General features: G+C 71.9%; 20 protein-coding genes. 14 read left to right on the forward strand and 6 right to left on the reverse strand.

Annotated elements, in window-relative coordinates:
• Positions 1-6 precede the first annotated feature (6 nt).
• The 4 genes from ACERZO_RS08245 (at position 7) to ACERZO_RS08260 (ending at position 1,586) form a co-directional block, all read left to right on the forward strand.
• Positions 7-294 carry a FitA-like ribbon-helix-helix domain-containing protein gene (locus ACERZO_RS08245; protein WP_372663916.1) on the forward strand — a complete coding sequence of 96 codons (288 nt, stop codon included), beginning with the start codon at positions 7-9 and terminating at the stop codon, positions 292-294.
• The gene (locus ACERZO_RS08250; protein WP_372663918.1) at positions 288-737 is read left to right on the forward strand and encodes a type II toxin-antitoxin system VapC family toxin; all 450 of its coding nucleotides are present in this window, start codon (positions 288-290) and stop codon (positions 735-737) included. Before ACERZO_RS08245 ends, ACERZO_RS08250 begins: the two co-directional genes overlap by 7 nt.
• Complete coding sequence (locus ACERZO_RS08255) at positions 734-1,072, forward strand: VOC family protein (RefSeq protein ID WP_372663920.1); 339 nt, start codon at positions 734-736, stop codon at positions 1,070-1,072. Before ACERZO_RS08250 ends, ACERZO_RS08255 begins: the two co-directional genes overlap by 4 nt.
• Before the next feature lie 133 nt (positions 1,073-1,205).
• Complete coding sequence (locus ACERZO_RS08260; RefSeq protein WP_372663922.1) at positions 1,206-1,586, forward strand: YjdF family protein; 381 nt, start codon at positions 1,206-1,208, stop codon at positions 1,584-1,586.
• A gap of 1 nt (position 1,587) precedes the next feature.
• Here the strand turns inward: ACERZO_RS08260 and ACERZO_RS08265 are convergent, their stop codons facing one another.
• Complete coding sequence (locus ACERZO_RS08265; protein ID WP_003085563.1) at positions 1,588-2,586, reverse strand: hypothetical protein; 999 nt, start codon at positions 2,584-2,586, stop codon at positions 1,588-1,590.
• Between the two features lie 247 nt (positions 2,587-2,833).
• Between ACERZO_RS08265 and ACERZO_RS08270 the strand changes: the two genes are divergently transcribed.
• The 3 genes from ACERZO_RS08270 to ACERZO_RS08280 all read left to right on the forward strand — a co-directional run bounded on the left by ACERZO_RS08270 (position 2,834) and on the right by ACERZO_RS08280 (position 4,879).
• Positions 2,834-3,409 carry a papain-like cysteine protease family protein gene (locus ACERZO_RS08270; RefSeq protein WP_372663925.1) on the forward strand — a complete coding sequence of 192 codons (576 nt, stop codon included), beginning with the start codon at positions 2,834-2,836 and terminating at the stop codon, positions 3,407-3,409.
• Positions 3,406-4,161: a hypothetical protein gene (locus ACERZO_RS08275; protein WP_372663927.1), complete on the forward strand. Its 756-nt coding sequence runs from the start codon at positions 3,406-3,408 to the stop codon at positions 4,159-4,161. Before ACERZO_RS08270 ends, ACERZO_RS08275 begins: the two co-directional genes overlap by 4 nt.
• 64 nt (positions 4,162-4,225) lie before the next feature.
• Entirely contained in the window at positions 4,226-4,879 is a 654-nt protein-coding gene (locus ACERZO_RS08280) for a dTMP kinase (RefSeq protein WP_372663929.1), read from the forward strand.
• A gap of 10 nt (positions 4,880-4,889) precedes the next feature.
• Here the strand turns inward: ACERZO_RS08280 and ACERZO_RS08285 are convergent, their stop codons facing one another.
• Both ACERZO_RS08285 and ACERZO_RS08290 read right to left on the reverse strand, forming a co-directional pair.
• Positions 4,890-6,941, reverse strand: a complete 2,052-nt coding sequence (locus ACERZO_RS08285; RefSeq protein WP_372663931.1) for an FAD-dependent oxidoreductase — start codon at positions 6,939-6,941, stop codon at positions 4,890-4,892.
• Positions 6,942-7,028: 87 nt separating this feature from the next.
• Positions 7,029-7,478 (reverse strand): hypothetical protein, encoded by a 450-nt coding sequence (locus ACERZO_RS08290; protein ID WP_372663933.1) that lies wholly within the window; start codon positions 7,476-7,478, stop codon positions 7,029-7,031.
• A gap of 64 nt (positions 7,479-7,542) precedes the next feature.
• On the opposite strand from ACERZO_RS08290, the gene ACERZO_RS08295 reads away from it, so the two are divergent.
• Positions 7,543-8,511, forward strand: coding sequence for a helix-turn-helix transcriptional regulator (locus ACERZO_RS08295; RefSeq protein ID WP_372663935.1), 969 nt, complete (start codon positions 7,543-7,545; stop codon positions 8,509-8,511).
• Here ACERZO_RS08295 and ACERZO_RS08300 read toward each other — a convergent pair.
• Genes ACERZO_RS08300 through ACERZO_RS08310 form a run of 3 tightly spaced genes read right to left on the reverse strand, consistent with a single transcriptional unit; the run spans position 8,508 to position 10,471 of the window.
• Positions 8,508-8,819, reverse strand: coding sequence for an ArsR/SmtB family transcription factor (locus ACERZO_RS08300; protein WP_372663937.1), 312 nt, complete (start codon positions 8,817-8,819; stop codon positions 8,508-8,510). The genes ACERZO_RS08295 and ACERZO_RS08300 overlap by 4 nt on opposite strands.
• The gene (locus ACERZO_RS08305) at positions 8,816-9,652 is read right to left on the reverse strand and encodes a hypothetical protein (RefSeq protein ID WP_372663939.1); all 837 of its coding nucleotides are present in this window, start codon (positions 9,650-9,652) and stop codon (positions 8,816-8,818) included. Before ACERZO_RS08305 ends, ACERZO_RS08300 begins: the two co-directional genes overlap by 4 nt.
• A gap of 33 nt (positions 9,653-9,685) precedes the next feature.
• A complete protein-coding gene (locus tag ACERZO_RS08310; RefSeq protein ID WP_372663941.1) occupies positions 9,686-10,471 on the reverse strand; it encodes an IclR family transcriptional regulator in 786 nt (261 codons plus the stop codon).
• Between the two features lie 164 nt (positions 10,472-10,635).
• Here ACERZO_RS08310 and ACERZO_RS08315 point away from each other — a divergent pair, with 164 nt between their 5' ends.
• From ACERZO_RS08315 to hpf, 6 genes are all read left to right on the forward strand, one after another.
• Positions 10,636-10,950, forward strand: coding sequence for a bifunctional 3-phenylpropionate/cinnamic acid dioxygenase ferredoxin subunit (locus tag ACERZO_RS08315; RefSeq protein ID WP_372663943.1), 315 nt, complete (start codon positions 10,636-10,638; stop codon positions 10,948-10,950).
• A 156-nt stretch (positions 10,951-11,106) separates the two neighbouring features.
• The gene (gene mtrA, locus ACERZO_RS08320) at positions 11,107-11,784 is read left to right on the forward strand and encodes an MtrAB system response regulator MtrA (protein WP_005150760.1); all 678 of its coding nucleotides are present in this window, start codon (positions 11,107-11,109) and stop codon (positions 11,782-11,784) included.
• A gap of 7 nt (positions 11,785-11,791) precedes the next feature.
• Complete coding sequence (gene mtrB / locus ACERZO_RS08325; RefSeq protein ID WP_372663946.1) at positions 11,792-13,516, forward strand: MtrAB system histidine kinase MtrB; 1,725 nt, start codon at positions 11,792-11,794, stop codon at positions 13,514-13,516.
• Entirely contained in the window at positions 13,513-15,222 is a 1,710-nt protein-coding gene (locus ACERZO_RS08330; protein WP_372663948.1) for an LpqB family beta-propeller domain-containing protein, read from the forward strand. Before mtrB ends, ACERZO_RS08330 begins: the two co-directional genes overlap by 4 nt.
• A 96-nt stretch (positions 15,223-15,318) precedes the next feature.
• Entirely contained in the window at positions 15,319-15,906 is a 588-nt protein-coding gene (locus ACERZO_RS08335; RefSeq protein ID WP_372664590.1) for a ComF family protein, read from the forward strand.
• Positions 15,907-16,953: 1,047 nt separating this feature from the next.
• Positions 16,954-17,634 (forward strand): ribosome hibernation-promoting factor, HPF/YfiA family, encoded by a 681-nt coding sequence (gene hpf, locus ACERZO_RS08340; RefSeq protein ID WP_372663950.1) that lies wholly within the window; start codon positions 16,954-16,956, stop codon positions 17,632-17,634.
• Positions 17,635-17,637 lie beyond the last annotated feature (3 nt).

A 17,637-nucleotide genomic window follows, 5' to 3' on the forward strand; every position in this document is an offset into this window, starting at 1 on the left:
GGAGTCGTGAAGCAGTTGATCACGAGGATCGACGACGAGCTGCACGCCCGGCTGAAGGCGCGAGCCGAAGCCGAAGGGCGCAGCATGAACGACCTGGTCACGGAAGCGTTGAGGGGCGTTGTGGCGAAGACCGAAACGCGGGCGGAATGGAAGCGGCGGCTGATCGCCGAAGGCAAGGTCGTGCACGTGGAGCCGCCGGCTCGCGTGCCGACCCTGGACGAGCTCGAAGACCTCTCCCGGGGCTGGGGCACGGCCGTGAGTGAAGCGCTCGACTGGACCCGAGGGGAGTGGTGACCGTGCTGTACGTCGACACCAGTGCGCTGGTCACGGCTTACCTGGCGGACGAGCCGGAGCACGGCAGGTTCCGCAAGCTTCTCCTCGAAGGGGATTCCCCGGTCGTGAGCAGCGACTTCACCCGCATCGAGTTCGCCGGCGCCATGACGGCCGCCAAGCGGACCGGCCGGATCCCCGATCCCGTGGCGATGCTGGCGCACTTCGATTACCTCTCCTCCCCGGACGGGGAGCTGGTGCTCATCCCGTTCGACCCGAGCCGGGTCATTCCCGCTGCGCGCCGGCTCGTCACCGAGAACTACCCCGTGCGCACCCTGGATGCGATCCACATCGCCGTCGCGATGCACTCCACCGCCGAACTCACCGGTGGGGAACCCGTCACCTTCGTCACCAGGGACGAGCGCCAGGCCGATGCCGCCAAGGCCAACGGATTCGAGGTGTTGTGACCGAACTCTTCGCCGGCATCGCGGTCCGGGACTACGCCGGGGCTCTCGCCTGGTACGAGCGCCTCTTCGGCTCGCCGCCCACCTACGTCGTCAGCGACACCGAAGCCCTCTGGCAAGTCGCCGACCACGGCTCGGTCTACGTCGTCCTCCGGCCCGAGCGGGCCGGCCTCGCCATGCACACCCTCTTCGTCGACGACCTCGACGAGCGCATCGCCGCCATCTCCGCGCGCGGCATCGAACCCGCCGATCGCGAAACCTACGACAACGGTGTGCGCAAGATCATCTACCGCGACCCCGAGGGAAACGAACTCGGCATCGGCGGCGGACCCGCGTAACCTCGAGCACGTTCTTGGCTTCACGAACCTCACGGCCCGGTAGGTAGTCCGGGCGGCCCTCTTGCAAGGGCTCGTTGTCCCGGCAAGGGAAACCGGTGGCGCCAGGCTGATCCGTCATGCCTGGAGGTTTCCGATGCACGGGGTGTTCACGCTCTACCACGACGGCCGGTTCTGGGTCGGCGTCTACGAAATCCACGAAGACGGCCTGGTCCGGGCCGCGCGGCACATCTTCGGCGCCGAGCCGAACAACGCCGAGCTCGCCGCCTTCGCCGCCGGTCGCGACTTCGTGCGTCTTGCCGACGAAGCTCGCGAAGCCCCGCCAGTCAAGGTGACCGAGCGGCTCAAGCGGATCGACGAGGGCATCGGCACCGCTGCCCAGCGCGCGCTCAAGCACGCCGTCGCCGAGCGGGCGACCGAAAACAAGGCCGCCCGCAAACGCCGTGCCGCCGCCGAAGCGACCCGCCGCCGTGCCCTCGCGCGAGCCAAGGCCAAAAGCAAGCACCGCGGGCGTTAGCTCAGTTCCACTCGACGGCGACGCCGGCCAGCCCCGGCCCGGCGTCGCTGAAGAACGCGCTGCTCACGCCGCCCATGTCGCACGCCAGCTCCTCCGCCACCACCGGCAGGGCGTCGTCGCGGGCCCGGACCTGCCGAGTGCACCGGGCGGGCAGCGCGTTGCGGTCGAACCGCAGCTGGACCAGGTAACTCGCGCACCGATCGCGCAGCATCCGGTAGTACCCCGGCGATGCCGACCCCGAATCGTCGCGGACCTCGAAGCAGAACACGTGGATGTCGCCCTCGGCGAGCTTGCGGTCGAACAGCAGCTCGGTCGCCATCGTGTCCGCGTCCGGGTTGCGGCGCATCCGCCCGACGCGGCAGCCCTCGTCCGTGATCAGCTCGACGTCGTCGATCCGGCACCCCGGATCGCCGTTGTACACCGTCAGGTAACGGTCCGGGCCGTGGCGGCGGGCCCGCGTGACCAGCCGCGTGCGCAGGCTGACCTGGCGGTGCTCCGCGTCGAACGTGATCGTGTCGTGGACCGACAGCAGCTCGAGGTCGGCGTTGTAGTGGTTCGACGACGGGTACGCGCCGAGCTCGGCCAGCAGGTCCTCGACGATCGACCCCATGTCACCGGAACGCAGGTCGTGGAACGACGCCGCCGGCTGGTGGCCGCGGCGGACCAGTCGCGGCCCGATCAGCACCACGAGTGCGTCCGCGGGCAGCTGGAGGACCGATTCCAGGGCCCGGACCGCCGGCAGCGCCTTCGGCACCTCGGGCTGGCGCAGCCCGCGTTGCCAGTAACTCAGCGTGGACTGTCCGATTTGGACCCCGCGCAGCGCGAGGTGCGCGCGCAGCCGCGCGAGCGACAGGCCGCGGTAGGCGATCGCCAGTCTCAGGGCGTGGTGGAACTCGCCGGTGCGGAGTGCCTCGGTCAGCTCTTTCGGCAGCTCGGCGACCGATGCCCGGGTCGTGCGGGCGCCATCGATGATCAGTGGGAGGTTCCCGTCTTGTGCCACCGCTCGTCCCTTCACCCGACCAGTGTGTGCGCTGGGCGTGAACACCGCGGAACGTTCACGTTAGCAGCGTAGAGTGCCCACGCCGACCCCCGTTCAGGGTGGTTGGCCTCGTTATGGTGACTGTTCCGCGTTCCGGCTGTGCCCCGGAACGGTCCGTTCCGCCGGATGGCGTTCTTGCTCCTTGTGACCGCGTTGTTCACCGTTGTGACCACCGCTGGTTCGCCCACGTTCGAGCAGGAGGCCGTCCGTGCTGGTGAAGTCGAGTCGGGTCCACGCCGTATTGGCCGTGAGCCTGATGTTGTGCCTGGTCGCGCCGGTCACCGCCGGAGCCGCGCCCGGAGTGCCGTCGACCTACCGGACCCAGATCACCATCCAGGCCCAGCAGCGGACCCAGTGGTGCTGGGCCGCCGCCGGCGCCGCCATCGCGGCCGCCCACGGCGTCGCCGTCGACCAGACGCGGTTCTGTCAGCTTGCTCACGGTGAGACCGGGCAAGCCTGCGCGAACCTGCCCGGCACCCTCGCCGGCCCGCAGCGCGCCTTCGCCGAACTCGGGTTCGCTTCGCCCGGCCGCTACCTCGACCGCCGCATCTCCTACGCCGACGTCCGGACGCAGACCGCGGCGAACCGGCCGGTCGAGACCCGCGTCGGCTACCGCTCGGGCGGTGGCCACGCGCACGTCCTCTACGGCTACGACACCCGCGGGAACTGGGTGTTCTGGGGCGACCCGGGGCCGGCCAAGCGCTACAACTGGTCGACCTACGGCTACTACACCCACAATTCGTCGTTCACCTGGACGCACACGCTCACCGGGATCGCCCGATGAGCAGGCGGGTGCTGGCACTCGCCGTGCTGACCGGCGCGGCGCTGCTGATGACGGCTCCGGTGTCAGGCGCGGCCCAGGCCGCCGGCATCAGCAGCGCCGACGCCGTGGCCGCGCACACCGCGGCCACCGGCTTGCAGGACACGCTCGTGCGGTTCTTCGCACAGGCCCCGGACGCGAAGGGCCCGGTGACGGTCGAGATCACGCCGGACGCGTACCCCGTCTACGAGCTCTCGCCGGACTTCGTCGCGGGCAAGCCCGGCGCGGCGCCGGGTGACTTCGCCTACTTCGCCGTTCCCGTCCGTGCGTCCGACGGCCGGACCGCGACACTCTGGTCGGTCCGCGGCGACGACGGCGTCTGGCAGGTCGGCAACATCGCCTCGGGCGATGTCGAAGGCGGCTACGCCCGCACGCTGCCCGCGGGCGCGCAGCTCCTGCACGAACCGCAGGTCGACGCGTGGTACGCCGTAAAGGACGGCCGGCTCACGTCGCTGGCGGAGCGAACGGTCGTCAACGTCGCGGACTACCAGCGCACGGTCTCGCAGCGGTACGCCGACAAGCTCCCCGGCTCGGACTACGCCCGCGAAGGCGAGGCGGGCGGCTACGACTCGACGTCGCAGGTGATGCCCCGCGGCGACGGCGGCCCGGCGCCGTCCGCGAACGACACCGGCTGGGTGCCGCTGCTGATCCTGGTCGGCGTCCTGGCGGTCAGCGGCCTCGGTTACGTGCTCCACCTGCGGCGGATCTCCGCCTGAAGACGAACCGGCGGGCTCGGCGTCGATCCCCTTCCACCGAGCCCGCCGGTCCACCACCGTTACTGTGACGTCCGTGGGTCGACTGGTGGTCATCGAAGGGCTCGACGGCGCGGGCAAGCGCACGCTCGCCGACGGGCTGACGGCGCAGCTGCGCGCGAAGGGCGCGAGCGTCGCGTCGCTGGCGTTTCCCCGCTACGGCAAGAGCGTGCACGCGGACCTCGTCAAGGAGGCGCTGCACCGCGGGCACGGTGACCTCGCCGACTCGGTGTACGGCATGGCCGTGCTCTACGCGCTGGACCGCAGCGGTGCGGCGGACGACATCCGCGCGCTGCGGGACGCGCACGACGTCGTCCTGCTCGACCGCTATGTCGCGTCCAACGCCGCGTACGCGGCCGCGCGGCTGCGGCAGGACGCGACAGGCGAAGTCGTGAAGTGGGTGTGGGAGCTGGAGGTCGACCGCTTCGGCCTGCCGCGCCCCGACGCGCACCTGCTGCTGCGGGTCGCGCCCGCGGTGGCGGCCGAACGCGCCGAGCGCCGCGCGGAGGCGGAGACCGACCGCGAGCGCGACGCCTTCGAGACCGACGACGGCCTGCAGCGGCGCTGCGCGGCGGTGTACGACGAGCTGGCGGCGTCGGGCTGGCTGGCGCCGTGGCACGTCCTGGACGGCGTCGCGGGTGTCGACCTCGAAGCTCTCGCGACGACGCTGCTGGGGCAGTAGCGGGCCGGCGTCATCCGGCCCTCCCGGGCACGCGCGTGCCGAAGTGCTCGACCTCCACCGGCGTCCCAGGGCGGCTGTGCTCCACGGGCAGCCAGGCGAACGCCAGGGCTTGGCCCGTGGTGTGGCCGTAGCCGGCGCTGGTGACGTACCCGGCCGGGCGGCCGTCGACGTAGACCGGTTCCTTGCCGTGCACGACCGAATCGGTCGTCAGCCGGGTCAGCCGCCGGCTCACGGTCGCCGCGGACCGGCCCGCCAGCGCGTCGCGGCCGACGAAGTAGCCCTTGTCCATCCGGACGGCGGCCCCGAGCCCGGCCTCGTACGGGTCGTGTTCGGTGGTGAAGTCGACGCCGGCGACCGGGGTGCCGGCCTCCAGCCGCAGGCTCGTCAACGCCCGCTGACCCGCGACGGCGATGTCCCGTTCGCGCAGGGTGTCCCACAGGCGCCGGCCCAGGTCCGCCGTCGTGTGCAGCTCCCAGCCCGGTTCGCCCACAGTGGACAGTCGCAACGCGACGACCGGGACGTCGCCCACCCAGGTCTCCTCGGCCGAAAAGTCCGTTGTGGACAGTTCCGGCAAGGTCGCCGCGCTGCCGGGTCCCCACACGCCGACGCAGCACGTGCCGGGCGTGGTTTCGTGGAGCTGCACGGCGCCGTCGCCGGGCAGGTGCCGTCGCAGCCAGGCGAAGTCGAGGCGGCCGCCCGCGCCGACGTGGAACCGCTCGGGACCCAGCCGGGCCACGGTCAGCTGTCCGCGCGCTCCGCCGTCCTCGCCGAGCAGCAAAGTGGACACCACCGTGCCCGGTTCCGCCGGATCCCCGGTCGTCATCGCCCGCAGGAACGGCAACGCGCCGGGACCGGTGACGGCCAGCCGCGGCACCGACGTCAGGTCGAACATCGCGACGCGTTCCCGAGCCGCGTGCGCCTCCGCGCCGGCGTCGGAGCGGTACCGCTCCGGCCGCGCCCAGCCGTCCGCCGGACCGAAGTGCGCGCCCAGCGCGATCTGCCGTTCGTGGAAGGGACTCGTCCGCACCGGTTCCGCGGTGAACCGGGCCGACGGCGCGAACCGGGCGAGGTCGCAGCCGTGCAGGGCGAGCGACGGCTGCCCGTCGACGAGCCAGCGCGCCAGCTCGCGCGCGACACCCGCGGAGTGTTCGGGCCGGACCTCTTCGGCCACCCAGAAGCCGTCGAGGTCCGGGTGCTCGCCGAGCAGCGGCCGCCCGTCCGGGGTGCCGGGGAGCACCACCGTCGTGGTGGTTTCGAAGCGGGCGCCGCGGAGGGCGGGGAGCAGTTCGGCCGCCGTGGTCACGCCCACGCCGAGCCGGTCGACGTGCTCGCGGACGTACATCCCGGAGTCGAGGTGGCGGAGCACGGGCTTGCCCGCCTGCACGTGTTCGTCGTTGTCGCCGGCCAGGTCCGGCAGCGGTGCCGTGATCGCGTACTCGTGCGTCCGCGGCACCCGCGGCACGCTCAAGCCGGCGAGGCCGCCCGCGCACGACACGACGACGTCGGCGCGGTACCGCCCGGCCGCGGTGACGACGCCGGTCACCCGCCCGCCCGACCGGTCGACCGCCACGACGTCCTCGGCGGCGAACCGCGCGCCCCGGGCCTTCGCCCGCCGGGCCTGCGCTTCGGCCGCGCGCCGCGCGTGCAGCAGGCCGTCGCCGGGGACGTGCAATCCGCCCAGTACCCGGGTTTCGTCGAGGAGCGGGTGCAGGTCGGCGCACTCGCGGGGCGTGCGCGGATAAGCGCGCACGCCCCACGACGTCGCCCAGCCGCGGCGCTGCTTCAGCTCTTCGAGCCGCTCGGGCGTGGTCGCCACTTCGAGGCTGCCCACCGGGTTGAAGCACCACTGGCCGTCGAGGCCGGCGTACTTCTCGACGGTGTACTTCGCGAACTCCGTCAACGTGCGGTCGGCGTCGGTCCGGAACACCAGCCCCGGGTGGTCGTCCGCCTCGCCGCCGCCCAGCACGGTGACGTCGGTCCAGCCGCGCTCGGTCAGCTCGTCGGCCAGCGCGCAGCCGAGCAGGCCGGCGCCGACGACGACCACCCGGGGCCGTCCTGCCATGCGTTCCCTCCGGGCGACGAAGTTGCGTCTTCGGCAACAACGTGCGTGATGCGAGACGCGGTGTCAAGCGCCCGAAAAGGTGCCCGCTCAGGCGCGGGCGAACTCCATGACCCAGTTGGCTTCCCAGGTCTTGCCGCCGTCGGCGGAGAACTCCTGCTCCCAGCGCGGGGTGGCGGTCTCGATGCCGGTCCACGCGTAGTGCACCTTGATCGGCGCGCCTTCGTGGGTGTCGTCGCCGTAGAAGTCCCCGCGGCCGCCGGCGAAGGCGCCGACGACCGGCGGCTGGAGCACGCCGGTCCGGCTGTTGGCCCAGTACAGCGACCACTCCTCGCGCTCGACGTCGAAGAGGCGGAAGGTGCAGCCGCGGCTGCCGAGGGTCGGGAAGACGATCTCGTCCACGTTGCCGCCGCCTTCGAAGAGCGACCAGCAGGTCGACGTGCCGGGGAAGACGTCCCAGTCGTCGCTGCCGGTGAGCGGCTTGGCGAGCCGCCGGTTGGTCACGGTCCAGGAGCCGATGAAGAAGTCGAAGTCGTTCATGCCGGTGATCTTGGGCCGCGGCCACTGACATCTTCTGTCAGTGGTGGCTGGCAGACTTCCCGGCGTGCGCGCGAGCCGGCTGGTGTCCCTGCTCCTGCTGCTGCAGAACCGCGGCCGGATGAGCGCGGCGAAGCTGGCGGCCGAGCTCGGCGTGACCGCGCGGACGGTGTACCGGGACGTCGAGGCCCTCGCCGCGGCGGGCGTGCCGATCTACGCCGAAACCGGTCCGGACGGCGGGTACCAGCTGATGGCGGGTTACCGGACTCGGCTGACCGGGCTGACCGCGGGGGAGGCCGGGTCGCTGTTCCTGACCGGGCTGCCGCAGCCGGCCGCCGAACTGGGCCTCGGCGCGCAGGTGGCCGCGGCCGAGCTGAAGCTGATGGCGGCGCTGCCGACGCCGTACCGCGACGCGTCGGTGCGCATCCGCCAGCGCTTCCACCTCGACGCGCCCGGCTGGTACCGCGAAGCCGACCCGGTGCCGCAGCTGCTCGCAGCGGCCGAAGCGCTGTGGCAGGACCAGGTCGTCGAAATCTCCTACCGCCGCTGGTCGCCGACGCCGGGTGTGGTGACGCGCCGGCTGCACCCGCTCGGCCTGGTCCTCAAGGCCGGCGTCTGGTACCTCGTCGCCGGGCCGCGCGTGCGCACCTACCGCGTCGCGAACATCGAAGAACTGCGGACCCTCGAGGAGCACTTCACCCGGCCGTCCGGGTTCGACCTGGCCGGATTCTGGCGCGAGAACGTCGAAAGCTACGAAGAGAGCGACGCCGGCGAGACTGCTCTCGTGCGGCTGTCCCCGGCGGGAATCGAGGCCCTGCCGGACATCCTGGGCCCGCGGGCCGCCCGGCTCGTCGCGCGCACGCTCGAACCGGCGGACGCCGACGGCTGGCAGCGTGCTCGCGTGCCGTTGGAAAGCGTGCCCCACGCGGCCGCCGGGTTGCTGCGGCTCGGCGCGGACGCGCAGGTGCTCGAACCGGCGGAATTGCTGGCGCACATGGGAAACACGATCCGCGCGATGCTGCGGCTGTACCCCTAGGCGTGCGGTTCCGCCTGGCACCGCCGCACTTCGCCGACGACGTCGTCGAGAGCGTCGAGGGCATCGGCCGGGACGTCGAGCCGGTAGACCCGCTGCGCGCCCACCCGGCTGACCGCCAGCAGGCGCGCGTCCAGGAGGATCCGCAGGTGGCGTGACACTGTGGACTGCGGCAGCTCCAGTGCCGACTGGATTTCGCCGACCGTCGCGGAGCCGCCGCGTTCGAGGAACACGCCGATGATCCGCACCCGCGTCTCTTCGCCGATCGCCCGCAGGACCGGCAACGCGGTGGTGAGCGCGTCGTGGATCATTCGGCCACCGCCGAGGGGAGCAGCGCTTCGAGTTCGTCGACCGGAAGGCCGTGGCGCCGGCCCAGCTCGATCCAGTCGCGCAGCATGCGGGCCGTCTGCGCGCTGTGCCCGCCGAAGTGGTTTCGCAGGTACTCCGGCACGTCGAACGGCGCGAGGCGCGGCAACACCGTCAGCGCGGCACGGATTGCGGCCGGGCGCACAGCTTTCGGCCGACGGCCCCCGAACTCCGCCGCGACGGCGTTGCGGGCTTGGGTGGCGGCGAGAGCCAGCGGCCGGGCACTCCGGCGAGCCGCGGCGAGGTCGAAGCCCGCGGCCTGCAGCCCGGCCACCACCGGCATCATGCCCGCGGCGGAGACCAGCGGTGCGGCCGGAGACGCGCCGCGCGACCGGGCGAACAAGGCGCGGAGTGCGGCGGGACCGGTGGTCGTGAACCGGAACGGTCCCGGCTGCCACCACCAGTCCGCCGCCGCGAAGAACTCCGGGACCACCAGGCCCCACGGCCGCTCGCCCGCCAGCTCACGCAGCCGCGTCACCTCCGACGGCACCTGCGTGACCGCGGCGACGATCGCGGAAGACCCGCCGAGCAGCCGGGCCACCGCGGGCTCGGCCGGCGACGCCGTGCTGATCACCACGTCCCAGTCCCGGACCGGGCCGTCGACCGGCGTCACGTCGGCCCGGCGCTCGACGCGTCGGGCTCCACGCCGCCGGTTCGTGGCGACGACCAGGGAATCGGCGGCCGGCTCGCGCACCGCGAGCGTCACCTGGTGGGCCGGCGCCATCGACGTCACCAGCACCCGGGCCACCGGGCCGCGCCCGATCACGAGAACACGCATGCCGGCAATATATCCGGATATCCGGATGAACGGCTACTCCCGGAAGTAGCCCAGCTGCGCGGAAAGCTCGTCCGCTGCCTCGGTCATCGGGCGCACGATCTGCTTCACCCGCTGCTTCGAAAGCCGGTACGACGGACCGGACGCGCTCATCGCCGCGACGACGTCACCGCCGGGGCCGTGGATCGGCACCGCGACGGCGTGCATGCCGAGCTCGAGTTCTTCGTAGCAGGCGGCCCACCCGTCTTCGAGGACCCGGTCCAGCTCGGTCATCAGCTCGTCCGGCTCGACCGTCGTGCGCGGCGTGTACTGCTCGAGCTTCCGCTTGAGCACCCGCTTGCGCTCGGTTTCGCCCATGTACGCCAACAAGATCTTGCCGCTGGAGGTCGCGTGCAGCGGGGTGCGCTGGCCGGTCCAGTTCTGCGTCGTGATCGCCGCCGAACCGCGGGCCTGGCTGATGTTGATCGCGACGCCGTCGTCGGCGATGGCGATGTTCACCGTCTCGCCCAGCTCCTCGGCGAGTGACTGGCAGCTGGCGCGCCCCAGCTTGGCCAGGTCCATGCGGCCGGTCGCGGCACCGGCCAGCCGCACGATGCCGAACCCGATCGCGTACTTCCCGCGCTCGCCGAGCTGCTCGACCAGGCCTCTCGCCTCCAGGACGCTGAGCAGCCGCGACGCCGTCGACTTGTGGACGCCCAGCTCGCCCGCGATCTCGGTGATGCCGGTTTCGCCGTTGCGGGCGAGCAGCTCCAGCACGCTGATCGCCCGGTCGACCGACTGCACCTGGCTTTGAGTTGCGTTGCCCGAGTCCTGGTTCCGCATAGCGCAACAGTATCCGTTTCGTGCCGTTCCTATCGGCTGAGTGGGCGAATCTCTTGACGTGGGCGCCGGTGAAGCCGGATTGTTGCGCAAGAAGCGCAGAGTCGCGCCATGCGCAACATTCACGAACCGTCCCGGCATCCCGCCAGTCCTTTCCGGAGGCCTCGATGATCCGAGCGTGCGCCGTCGCCGACCTGCCCGTGGGGGAGGCCGTCCGCGTCGACGGCCCGGTCCCGGTCGCGGTGTTCCACACCGAGGACAGCTTCTTCGCCGTCGACGACACCTGCACCCACCAGGACGCCTCGCTCGCCGACGGCTGGCTCGAAGGCTGCTTCGTCGAGTGCCCGCTGCACGCCGCCCGGTTCGACCTGCGCACCGGCGCGCCGACGTGCCTGCCGGCGAAGGAGCCGGTCCGCACGTACGCCGTGGTCGTCGACGGTGGCGACGTCCACGTCGACGTGCCCGTCCCGGCGGTTCCCTGACCTTCTCCCGCAGGTCCGTGAAGGCCGCGTGCCGGCCTTCACGGACCGTCCAGGGGCACCCGGATGGAGCAGGCACCCGTGGCGATCTTGATCTTTCTGGTGGTCAAACACGCGGGTCGTGCGTGCGGGCGCCGGAACTAGTGCGAATATGTGGACATGAAGGCACGTGTTCTCGTGGTCGACGACGACCCCGCACTCGCGGAGATGCTCACCATCGTGCTCCGCGGGGAGGGGTTCGACACGGCCGTGGTCGCCGACGGTTCCCGCGCGCTGCCCGCGCTGCGCGAGCTGAAGCCCGACCTCGTCCTGCTCGACCTGATGCTGCCCGGGATGAACGGGATCGACGTCTGCAAGGCGATCCGCGCCGAGTCCGGGGTGCCGATCGTCATGCTGACCGCCAAGAGCGACACCGTCGACATCGTGCTCGGCCTGGAGTCCGGCGCGGACGACTACGTCGTGAAGCCGTTCAAGCCGAAGGAGCTGGTCGCCCGGGTCCGCGCCCGGATGCGCCGCACCGAGGCCGAGCCCGCGGAGTCGCTCACCATCGGCGACCTGGCGATCGACGTGCCGGGCCACGAAGTCACGCGCGAGGGCAAGGCCATCCCGCTGACCCCGCTGGAGTTCGACCTGCTGGTGGCGCTGGCCCGCAAGCCGCGTCAGGTGTTCACCCGCGAGGTGCTGCTCGAGCAGGTGTGGGGCTACCGGCACGCGGCCGACACCCGGCTGGTGAACGTGCACGTCCAGCGCCTGCGTTCGAAGGTGGAGAAGGACCCGGAGCACCCCGAGGTGGTGTTGACCGTTCGCGGTGTCGGGTACAAGGCCGGCCCGCCGTGATGAGTCGATGACCTCGGAGACTCCCAGAGGGCTCCCCGCGTTCGCGCGTTCGACGGCACGCCTGGTGCGGCGTGTCGTCGTTTTCGCGCGCCGTCGCGCGGTCGCGTTCAACGAGCTGTGGAAGCACTCGCTGCAGTTCCGCGTCACCGTGTCGACGCTCGCGCTGTCCTCGGCGGTCGTGTTCGTGCTGGGCATGGTCCTGCAGAACCAGATCACCGAGCGCCTGCTGGACACCAAGCGCGAAGCCGCGATCGCGCAGACCCGCGCGGCCGCAGACACCGCCGCAGGTGAGCTGGTCGGCCTCGGCGGCGAGACACCGGAAGCGCTGAGCAACCGGCTCCAGAACGCGCTGAAGAAGATCGCGATCACCCCGACCAGCCAGGACGCCGCGGGTTCGGCGGCCGGCACGTTCGTCCCGGTGCTCGCCAGCGGGGGCCGCGACCAGTCCGGTGAGGACCCCGCGTCCGCCGGGCCGTTCGACAGCGTGCCGCCGCGGCTGCGCCAGTTCGTCGAAGCCAACGAGATGAGCTGGCTCGAGCACACGGTCACCGACCCCGACGGCGGCCGCACGACGTACCTGATCGTCGGTACGCCGCTCAACACCGTCGCGAGCCCGCTGCAGCTCTACTTGCTGTTCCCGCTGACGACCGAGCAGAACACCGTCGCGACCGTGCAGAACACGCTGCTCGTCGGCGGGCTCGTGCTGCTGCTGTTGCTGGCCGGCATCACGAACCTGGTGACGCGGCAGGTGGTCCGCCCGGTCCGGCAGGCCGCCGCGGCGGCCGAGCAGTTCGCCGGCGGCGACCTCGACCAGCGCCTCACCGTGCTCGGCGAAGACGACTTGGCGAAGCTCGCGGTGTCCTACAACGGGATGGCCGCCAGCATCCAGCGCCAGATCCGCCAGCTCGAGGACTTCGGCGGGCTGCAGCGGCGGTTCACCTCCGACGTCTCGCACGAGCTGCGCACGCCGCTGACCACCGTCCGGATGGCCGCGGACGTGCTGCACGCGTCCCGCGAGCAGTTCCCGGCCGGGCTCGCCCGGTCGACCGAGCTGCTGGTGGACGAGCTCGACCGGTTCGAAGCGCTGCTCGGCGACCTGCTGGAGATCAGCAGGCTCGACGCCGGTGTCGAAGACCTGTCCGCGGAGTTCATCGACGTCCGCCCGATCGCCACCCGCGCGGTCGAGCAGGTGCGGGTGATCGCCGGCAACGCGGGCAGCTCGGTGGAGCTCGTGCTGCCCGACGAGGAGGTCATCGCCGAGGTCGACGCCCGGCGCGTCGAGCGGATCCTCCGCAACCTCCTCGGCAACGCCGTCGACCACAGCGAGGGCAAGCCGGTGGTGCTCACCGTCGCCGCCAACGAGACCGCGGTCGCGGTGACCGTTCGGGACCACGGCGTCGGCCTGCGGCCGGGCGAGGCCGACCTGGTGTTCAACCGGTTCTGGCGCGCCGACCCGTCGCGCAACCGGCGCACCGGCGGCACCGGGCTCGGCCTGGCGATCAGCCAGGAGGACGCGCGCCTGCACGGCGGCGAGCTCGACGCGTGGGGCGAGCTCGGCCAGGGCGCCTGCTTCCGGCTCGTGCTGCCGCGCCGCCAGGACGTGCCGGCCGGCGACCCGCCGCTCGTGCTGCCGCCGCCCGACCGCGTCGCCGCCGAGGTGCCGCTGGGGCTGATCGAGATCACGCCGGCGCCGGAGGCGATCTTCGCGGAACGTGAGGAAATCGGGCAGTGAAACGGCTTTTGCTCGCGGTGGTGTGCCTGGCTCTCGTGGCCGGTTGCGCGAACGTCCCCCTGGAATCCCAGCCCGTCGTAGTCTCCGGGGAACGTCAAGGCCAGGGCTCGGGTGACGTCGTTCCGGAGCCGGACAAGGACATCGACCCGCTGACGCTGGTCCGCGGCTTCATCGGCGCGACGCTCAAGCCGGGCCAGAACAACGCGGCCGCCCGCGCCTACCTGGACGACCAGAGCCGCGCGGCCTGGCGGCCGAGCCGCAGCCTGACGATCATCCAGAACACCTTCGGCACGGTCTACGACCCGGCGCCGCAGCCCGACCCGAACACGCTGGTCGTCAACGTGCGCGGGTTCGACGTCGGCACGCTCGACCAGAGCAGCGCGTTCGTCCCGGACTACAGCGCGGCGGCGCTGCGGATCAAGGTGCGCAAGCAGGCGAACGGCCAGTGGCGGATCACCGACCCGCCGCCCGACCTGTACGCGACCGAGTCCGACTTCAGCGAGAACTACACCGCGGTGCCGGTGAACTTCTACTCGGAGCAGTCGGCCACCTTCGTCCCGGACCGGCGCTACGTCGTCGCGAAGCCGCAGTCCGGGCTGCCGAGCCGCGTGGTGAACCTGCTGGTCAGCGGGCCGTCGACGAGCCTGGCCGGGTCGGTGAAGAACCTGCTCGCCGAGCCGGTCGAAGTCGACACGAACGTCAAGAGCCTCGACGACGGGACGCTGGTGGTGCCGCTGACCGGGCTGTCCGGGGCGGCCGACGACATCCGGAACCTGATCGCCGCGCAGATCGTCCTGACGCTGCAGTACGTGACGTCGGCGCGGATCCGGATCCTCGCCGACGGCGCCCCGCTGGTCGCCAACCACCCGGACTGGCGGGCGAACGAGCTGCCCGCGTACGACGCGACGCTGTCGCCGCGCCGGGAACTGCCGGGCCTGATGACGGTCGGCGGCCGCGTCCGGTCCCTCGACGACGGCGCGCCGGTCGGCGGCCCGGCGGGCAACGGCGGCTACGACGTCGTGAGCGCGGCCCAGTCGATCGACGGCAAGCGCCTGGCGGTGGTGGAGCGCGACGCCGACAAGGTCCGCCTGCGGATCGGCGACCTGGGCCACGACCTGGCGCTGGTCAACCTGGGCGGGACGACGCTGAGCCGCCCGACGTGGCGGCCGGGCACCGGCGAGGTCTGGACGGTGGTCGACCAGACGTCGATCGGCCGCATGGTGGTCAACCAGAACAACCAGTGGACGGCGCTGTCGGTCAACGCGACGGACCTGATCCAGCAGGGCGCCGTCACGGAGCTGCGGTTTTCCCGCGACGGCGCCCGCGTGGCGGCGGTGGTGAACGGCCAGCTGTGGGTGGCGTCGGTGACCGGCAGCGGCGACTCGGTGGCGCTGCGCGAGCCGAGGCTGCTGCAGCCGCACGACCTCAAGGACGTCGTCGACGTGGACTGGCTGGCCCAGGACCTGCTGGTGGCGGCGACGAAGTCGACGTCCCAGCCGGTGGTCCGCGTGACGGTGGACGGCCAGCGGATGGACGCGTTCAACAGCTCCAACCTGACGCCCCAGGTCCACGGCGTGACGGCGGCGCCGAGCCGCCCGATCGTGGTGGCGGACGCGAGCGGCCTGTGGACGGCGTCGGTGCTGGGCGAGGTGTGGCGGCCGCAGAGCCACTCGATGAAGGACGCGGATCCCTTCTACCCGGGCTGATTCGCCGAAACTGTCGGTGGTGCCGGGGACACTGTCCGTGTGGTGTTGCTCGATCTGCTGATCCCCGCCCGGTGCGCCGGCTGCGGGGCCCGTGGGATGCCGTGTTGCGACCGGTGCGCGGCGGTGTGGGGTTCGGTGTCCGAAGTCGTGCGGGTGCCGGTGGCGGGGCTGGCGCGGGTGTTCGCGCTGTCCCGGTACCGCGGCGTGGGGCGCCGGTTGCTGATCGCGTTCAAGGAACGCGGGCGGCGGGATCTGGCTGTTCCGCTGGGGTTGGCGTTGGCTCGGGCGTTGGTGGTGCTGCCGTTGCCGGGTTCTGCGCTGTGCCTGGTGCCTGCGCCGAGCCGTCGGTCGGCCGCGCGGGTGCGTGGCGGGCCGCACGTCGAGCGGCTGGCTTCGGCGGCCGCGCGGGTGCTGGCCGGGTGGGGGTTCGAGGTCGCGGTGGCTCCGGCTTTGGAGCTGTCGGGTGGCGCACGGGACGCGGTCGGGTTGGACCGCGCGGCGCGGGTGGCGAACCTGGCCGGGCGGTTGCGGTTCCGCGAGGCGGGGCGGCCGCCGCCGGGGATGCCGGTGGTGGTGCTGGACGACGTGGTCACGACGGGCGCCACCGCCGCGGCTTGCGTACGGGCTTTGGCGGGGGAGGGGATCGAGGTGGCGGCGGTTTTGACCCTGCTCGCGGCCGGGTGAATTCCGGGTGAGTGCCCGGGATGCTGTGGGTCGGCGTGGCTTCGGGCGGTGGCGGCCCGGCCTGTGCCTTCGCGGTGTTCGCGCGGCCGCGGTCGGGTTCTGCCTGCGGGGCTGTGGTCGGGACGTGCGCTCGGGCCTGCCGATCGCGGCCTCGGCCGGCGTGCGGTGGTCGGTGCGCCGGCGCTTGTCGCGGTGTTCGATTCGGCTCGCGCGGCCGCGGCCGGGTCCTGCTCGCGGGGCTGTGTTCGGAACCTGCCCTCGCGGCCTCGGTGGCTCGCGGGCCCAGCTTGCGGCGCTGTCGGCCGGCCCCGCCCACGCAGGTCCACCGGTCCCCGTGCTTGCCGGCGCCGGCAAAGTGCGCCCACGCCAACCGAAATTGCCCACTGCGAACCCGGCGGCCCACGCCACCCGACCCCGGCAACCGCAACCAAAGCCATCCGCACCTCCGCGACCGGCCATGATCACCGCATACCCGGCCAACCCTCACTTCACCCGCCCCCGGGTGAACCGGCAGGTCACCTACACGAGTGAATCCGCCGGGAACGCAGCCGGCGTCCCGGCCGTTGTCCGGGCATGAGGGTGTCGATCAAGACCACCTGGCCGCCACACCACTCCACCGGAGTGGCGGCTGCCGGGAACCTGGCCGTCACCCTCGGCGTCCACCAGCGGGCGGTGCTGCGCCGTCCGTGTGATGTCACGCTCCGAAGCGAGCGTCCGACCAGCGGGTGTTTTCCGGTGTTCACCCTCCGCTCACTGCGCGGGGTGACGGAGTCTCATTCCTCGACATCCCCCGGCTCGGGGGCTGTTGCTCCGGGCGTGAGGAAGCTAACGTGCTCCGCAATCAGCAATCCCCGCAGGCAGGGAGGTGACGAGCCCATGTCCCTGGCGCCGGAGGTGCGCTGAGTCCGCGCTCGGGCTCCCGGCACGAGACGTCGTGAACCGCTCCCGAGTTCCTTCTCAGCCCGCGATCCGGGCTTACGTCCCCGCAATACCGGCGCCGTGTGTGAACTCAACAGCTCGCAGTCATCGAAGCGAGGGAGGTCGTGTATGGATATCGTCGTCAAGGGCCGCAACGTGGAGGTGCCCGACCACTACCGGGCGCTTGTCAGCGAAAAGCTGGCCCGGCTCGAGCGCTACGACAGGAAAGTCATCCGGTACGACGTGGAGCTGTTCCACGAACCCAACCGGCGCCAGGCCAAGAGCTGCCAGCGCGTCGAAATCACCGGAAAGGGGCGGGGCCCGGCCGTACGCGCTGAAGCGTGTGCCGCCGACTTCTACGCAGCGCTCGATTCCGCAGTCACCAAGCTGGAAAACCGGCTGCGGAGGACACACGACCGGCGGCGCGTGCACTACGGCCGCAGCCGTCCCGAATCGGTCGCCGAAGCGACCTCGGCACTGCCGGGTGGCGCAGCCCCGGCCGCGGCCGGTCCCGTCGCGGGAACCGCGGTGCTCGAAGCACCGGAACCGCAGGCGAACGGCTTCGCGAGTGCCGGCGAGATACACCTGCCCCAGCAGCAGAGCTGGGCCGACGACGACCTGGGTCACCAGCCCGGTCGCGTCGTTCGCGAGAAGCAGCACACCGCGGAGCCCATGACGGTGGACCAGGCTCTCTACGAGATGGAGCTGGTCGGCCACGACTTCTACCTCTTCAACGACTCCGAAGCGGGCCGGCCCAGCGTGGTCTACCGGCGGAAAGGCTTCGACTACGGCGTTATCCGGCTCGGCTGAGCC

The sequence above is a fragment of the Amycolatopsis kentuckyensis genome (assembly GCF_041679295.1).
Classification (GTDB): Bacteria; Actinomycetota; Actinomycetes; order Mycobacteriales; family Pseudonocardiaceae; genus Amycolatopsis; species Amycolatopsis kentuckyensis_A.

Bases quoted from the DNA above. Each gene is read 5' to 3' on its own strand.
- ACERZO_RS08260 (WP_372663922.1), top strand. From the start codon at position 1,206: ATGCACGGGGTGTTCACGCTCTACCACGACGGCCGGTTCTGGGTCGGC.
- ACERZO_RS08275 (WP_372663927.1), top strand. From the start codon at position 3,406: ATGAGCAGGCGGGTGCTGGCACTCGCCGTGCTGACCGGCGCGGCGCTG.
- ACERZO_RS08285 (WP_372663931.1), bottom strand. From the start codon at position 6,941: ATGGCAGGACGGCCCCGGGTGGTCGTCGTCGGCGCCGGCCTGCTCGGC.
- ACERZO_RS08290 (WP_372663933.1), bottom strand. From the start codon at position 7,478: ATGAACGACTTCGACTTCTTCATCGGCTCCTGGACCGTGACCAACCGG.
- ACERZO_RS08300 (WP_372663937.1), bottom strand. From the start codon at position 8,819: ATGATCCACGACGCGCTCACCACCGCGTTGCCGGTCCTGCGGGCGATC.
- ACERZO_RS08305 (WP_372663939.1), bottom strand. From the start codon at position 9,652: ATGCGTGTTCTCGTGATCGGGCGCGGCCCGGTGGCCCGGGTGCTGGTG.
- ACERZO_RS08310 (WP_372663941.1), bottom strand. From the start codon at position 10,471: ATGCGGAACCAGGACTCGGGCAACGCAACTCAAAGCCAGGTGCAGTCG.
- ACERZO_RS08315 (WP_372663943.1), top strand. From the start codon at position 10,636: ATGATCCGAGCGTGCGCCGTCGCCGACCTGCCCGTGGGGGAGGCCGTC.
- mtrA (WP_005150760.1), top strand. From the start codon at position 11,107: ATGAAGGCACGTGTTCTCGTGGTCGACGACGACCCCGCACTCGCGGAG.
- mtrB (WP_372663946.1), top strand. From the start codon at position 11,792: ATGACCTCGGAGACTCCCAGAGGGCTCCCCGCGTTCGCGCGTTCGACG.
- ACERZO_RS08335 (WP_372664590.1), top strand. From the start codon at position 15,319: ATGCCGTGTTGCGACCGGTGCGCGGCGGTGTGGGGTTCGGTGTCCGAA.
- hpf (WP_372663950.1), top strand. From the start codon at position 16,954: ATGGATATCGTCGTCAAGGGCCGCAACGTGGAGGTGCCCGACCACTAC.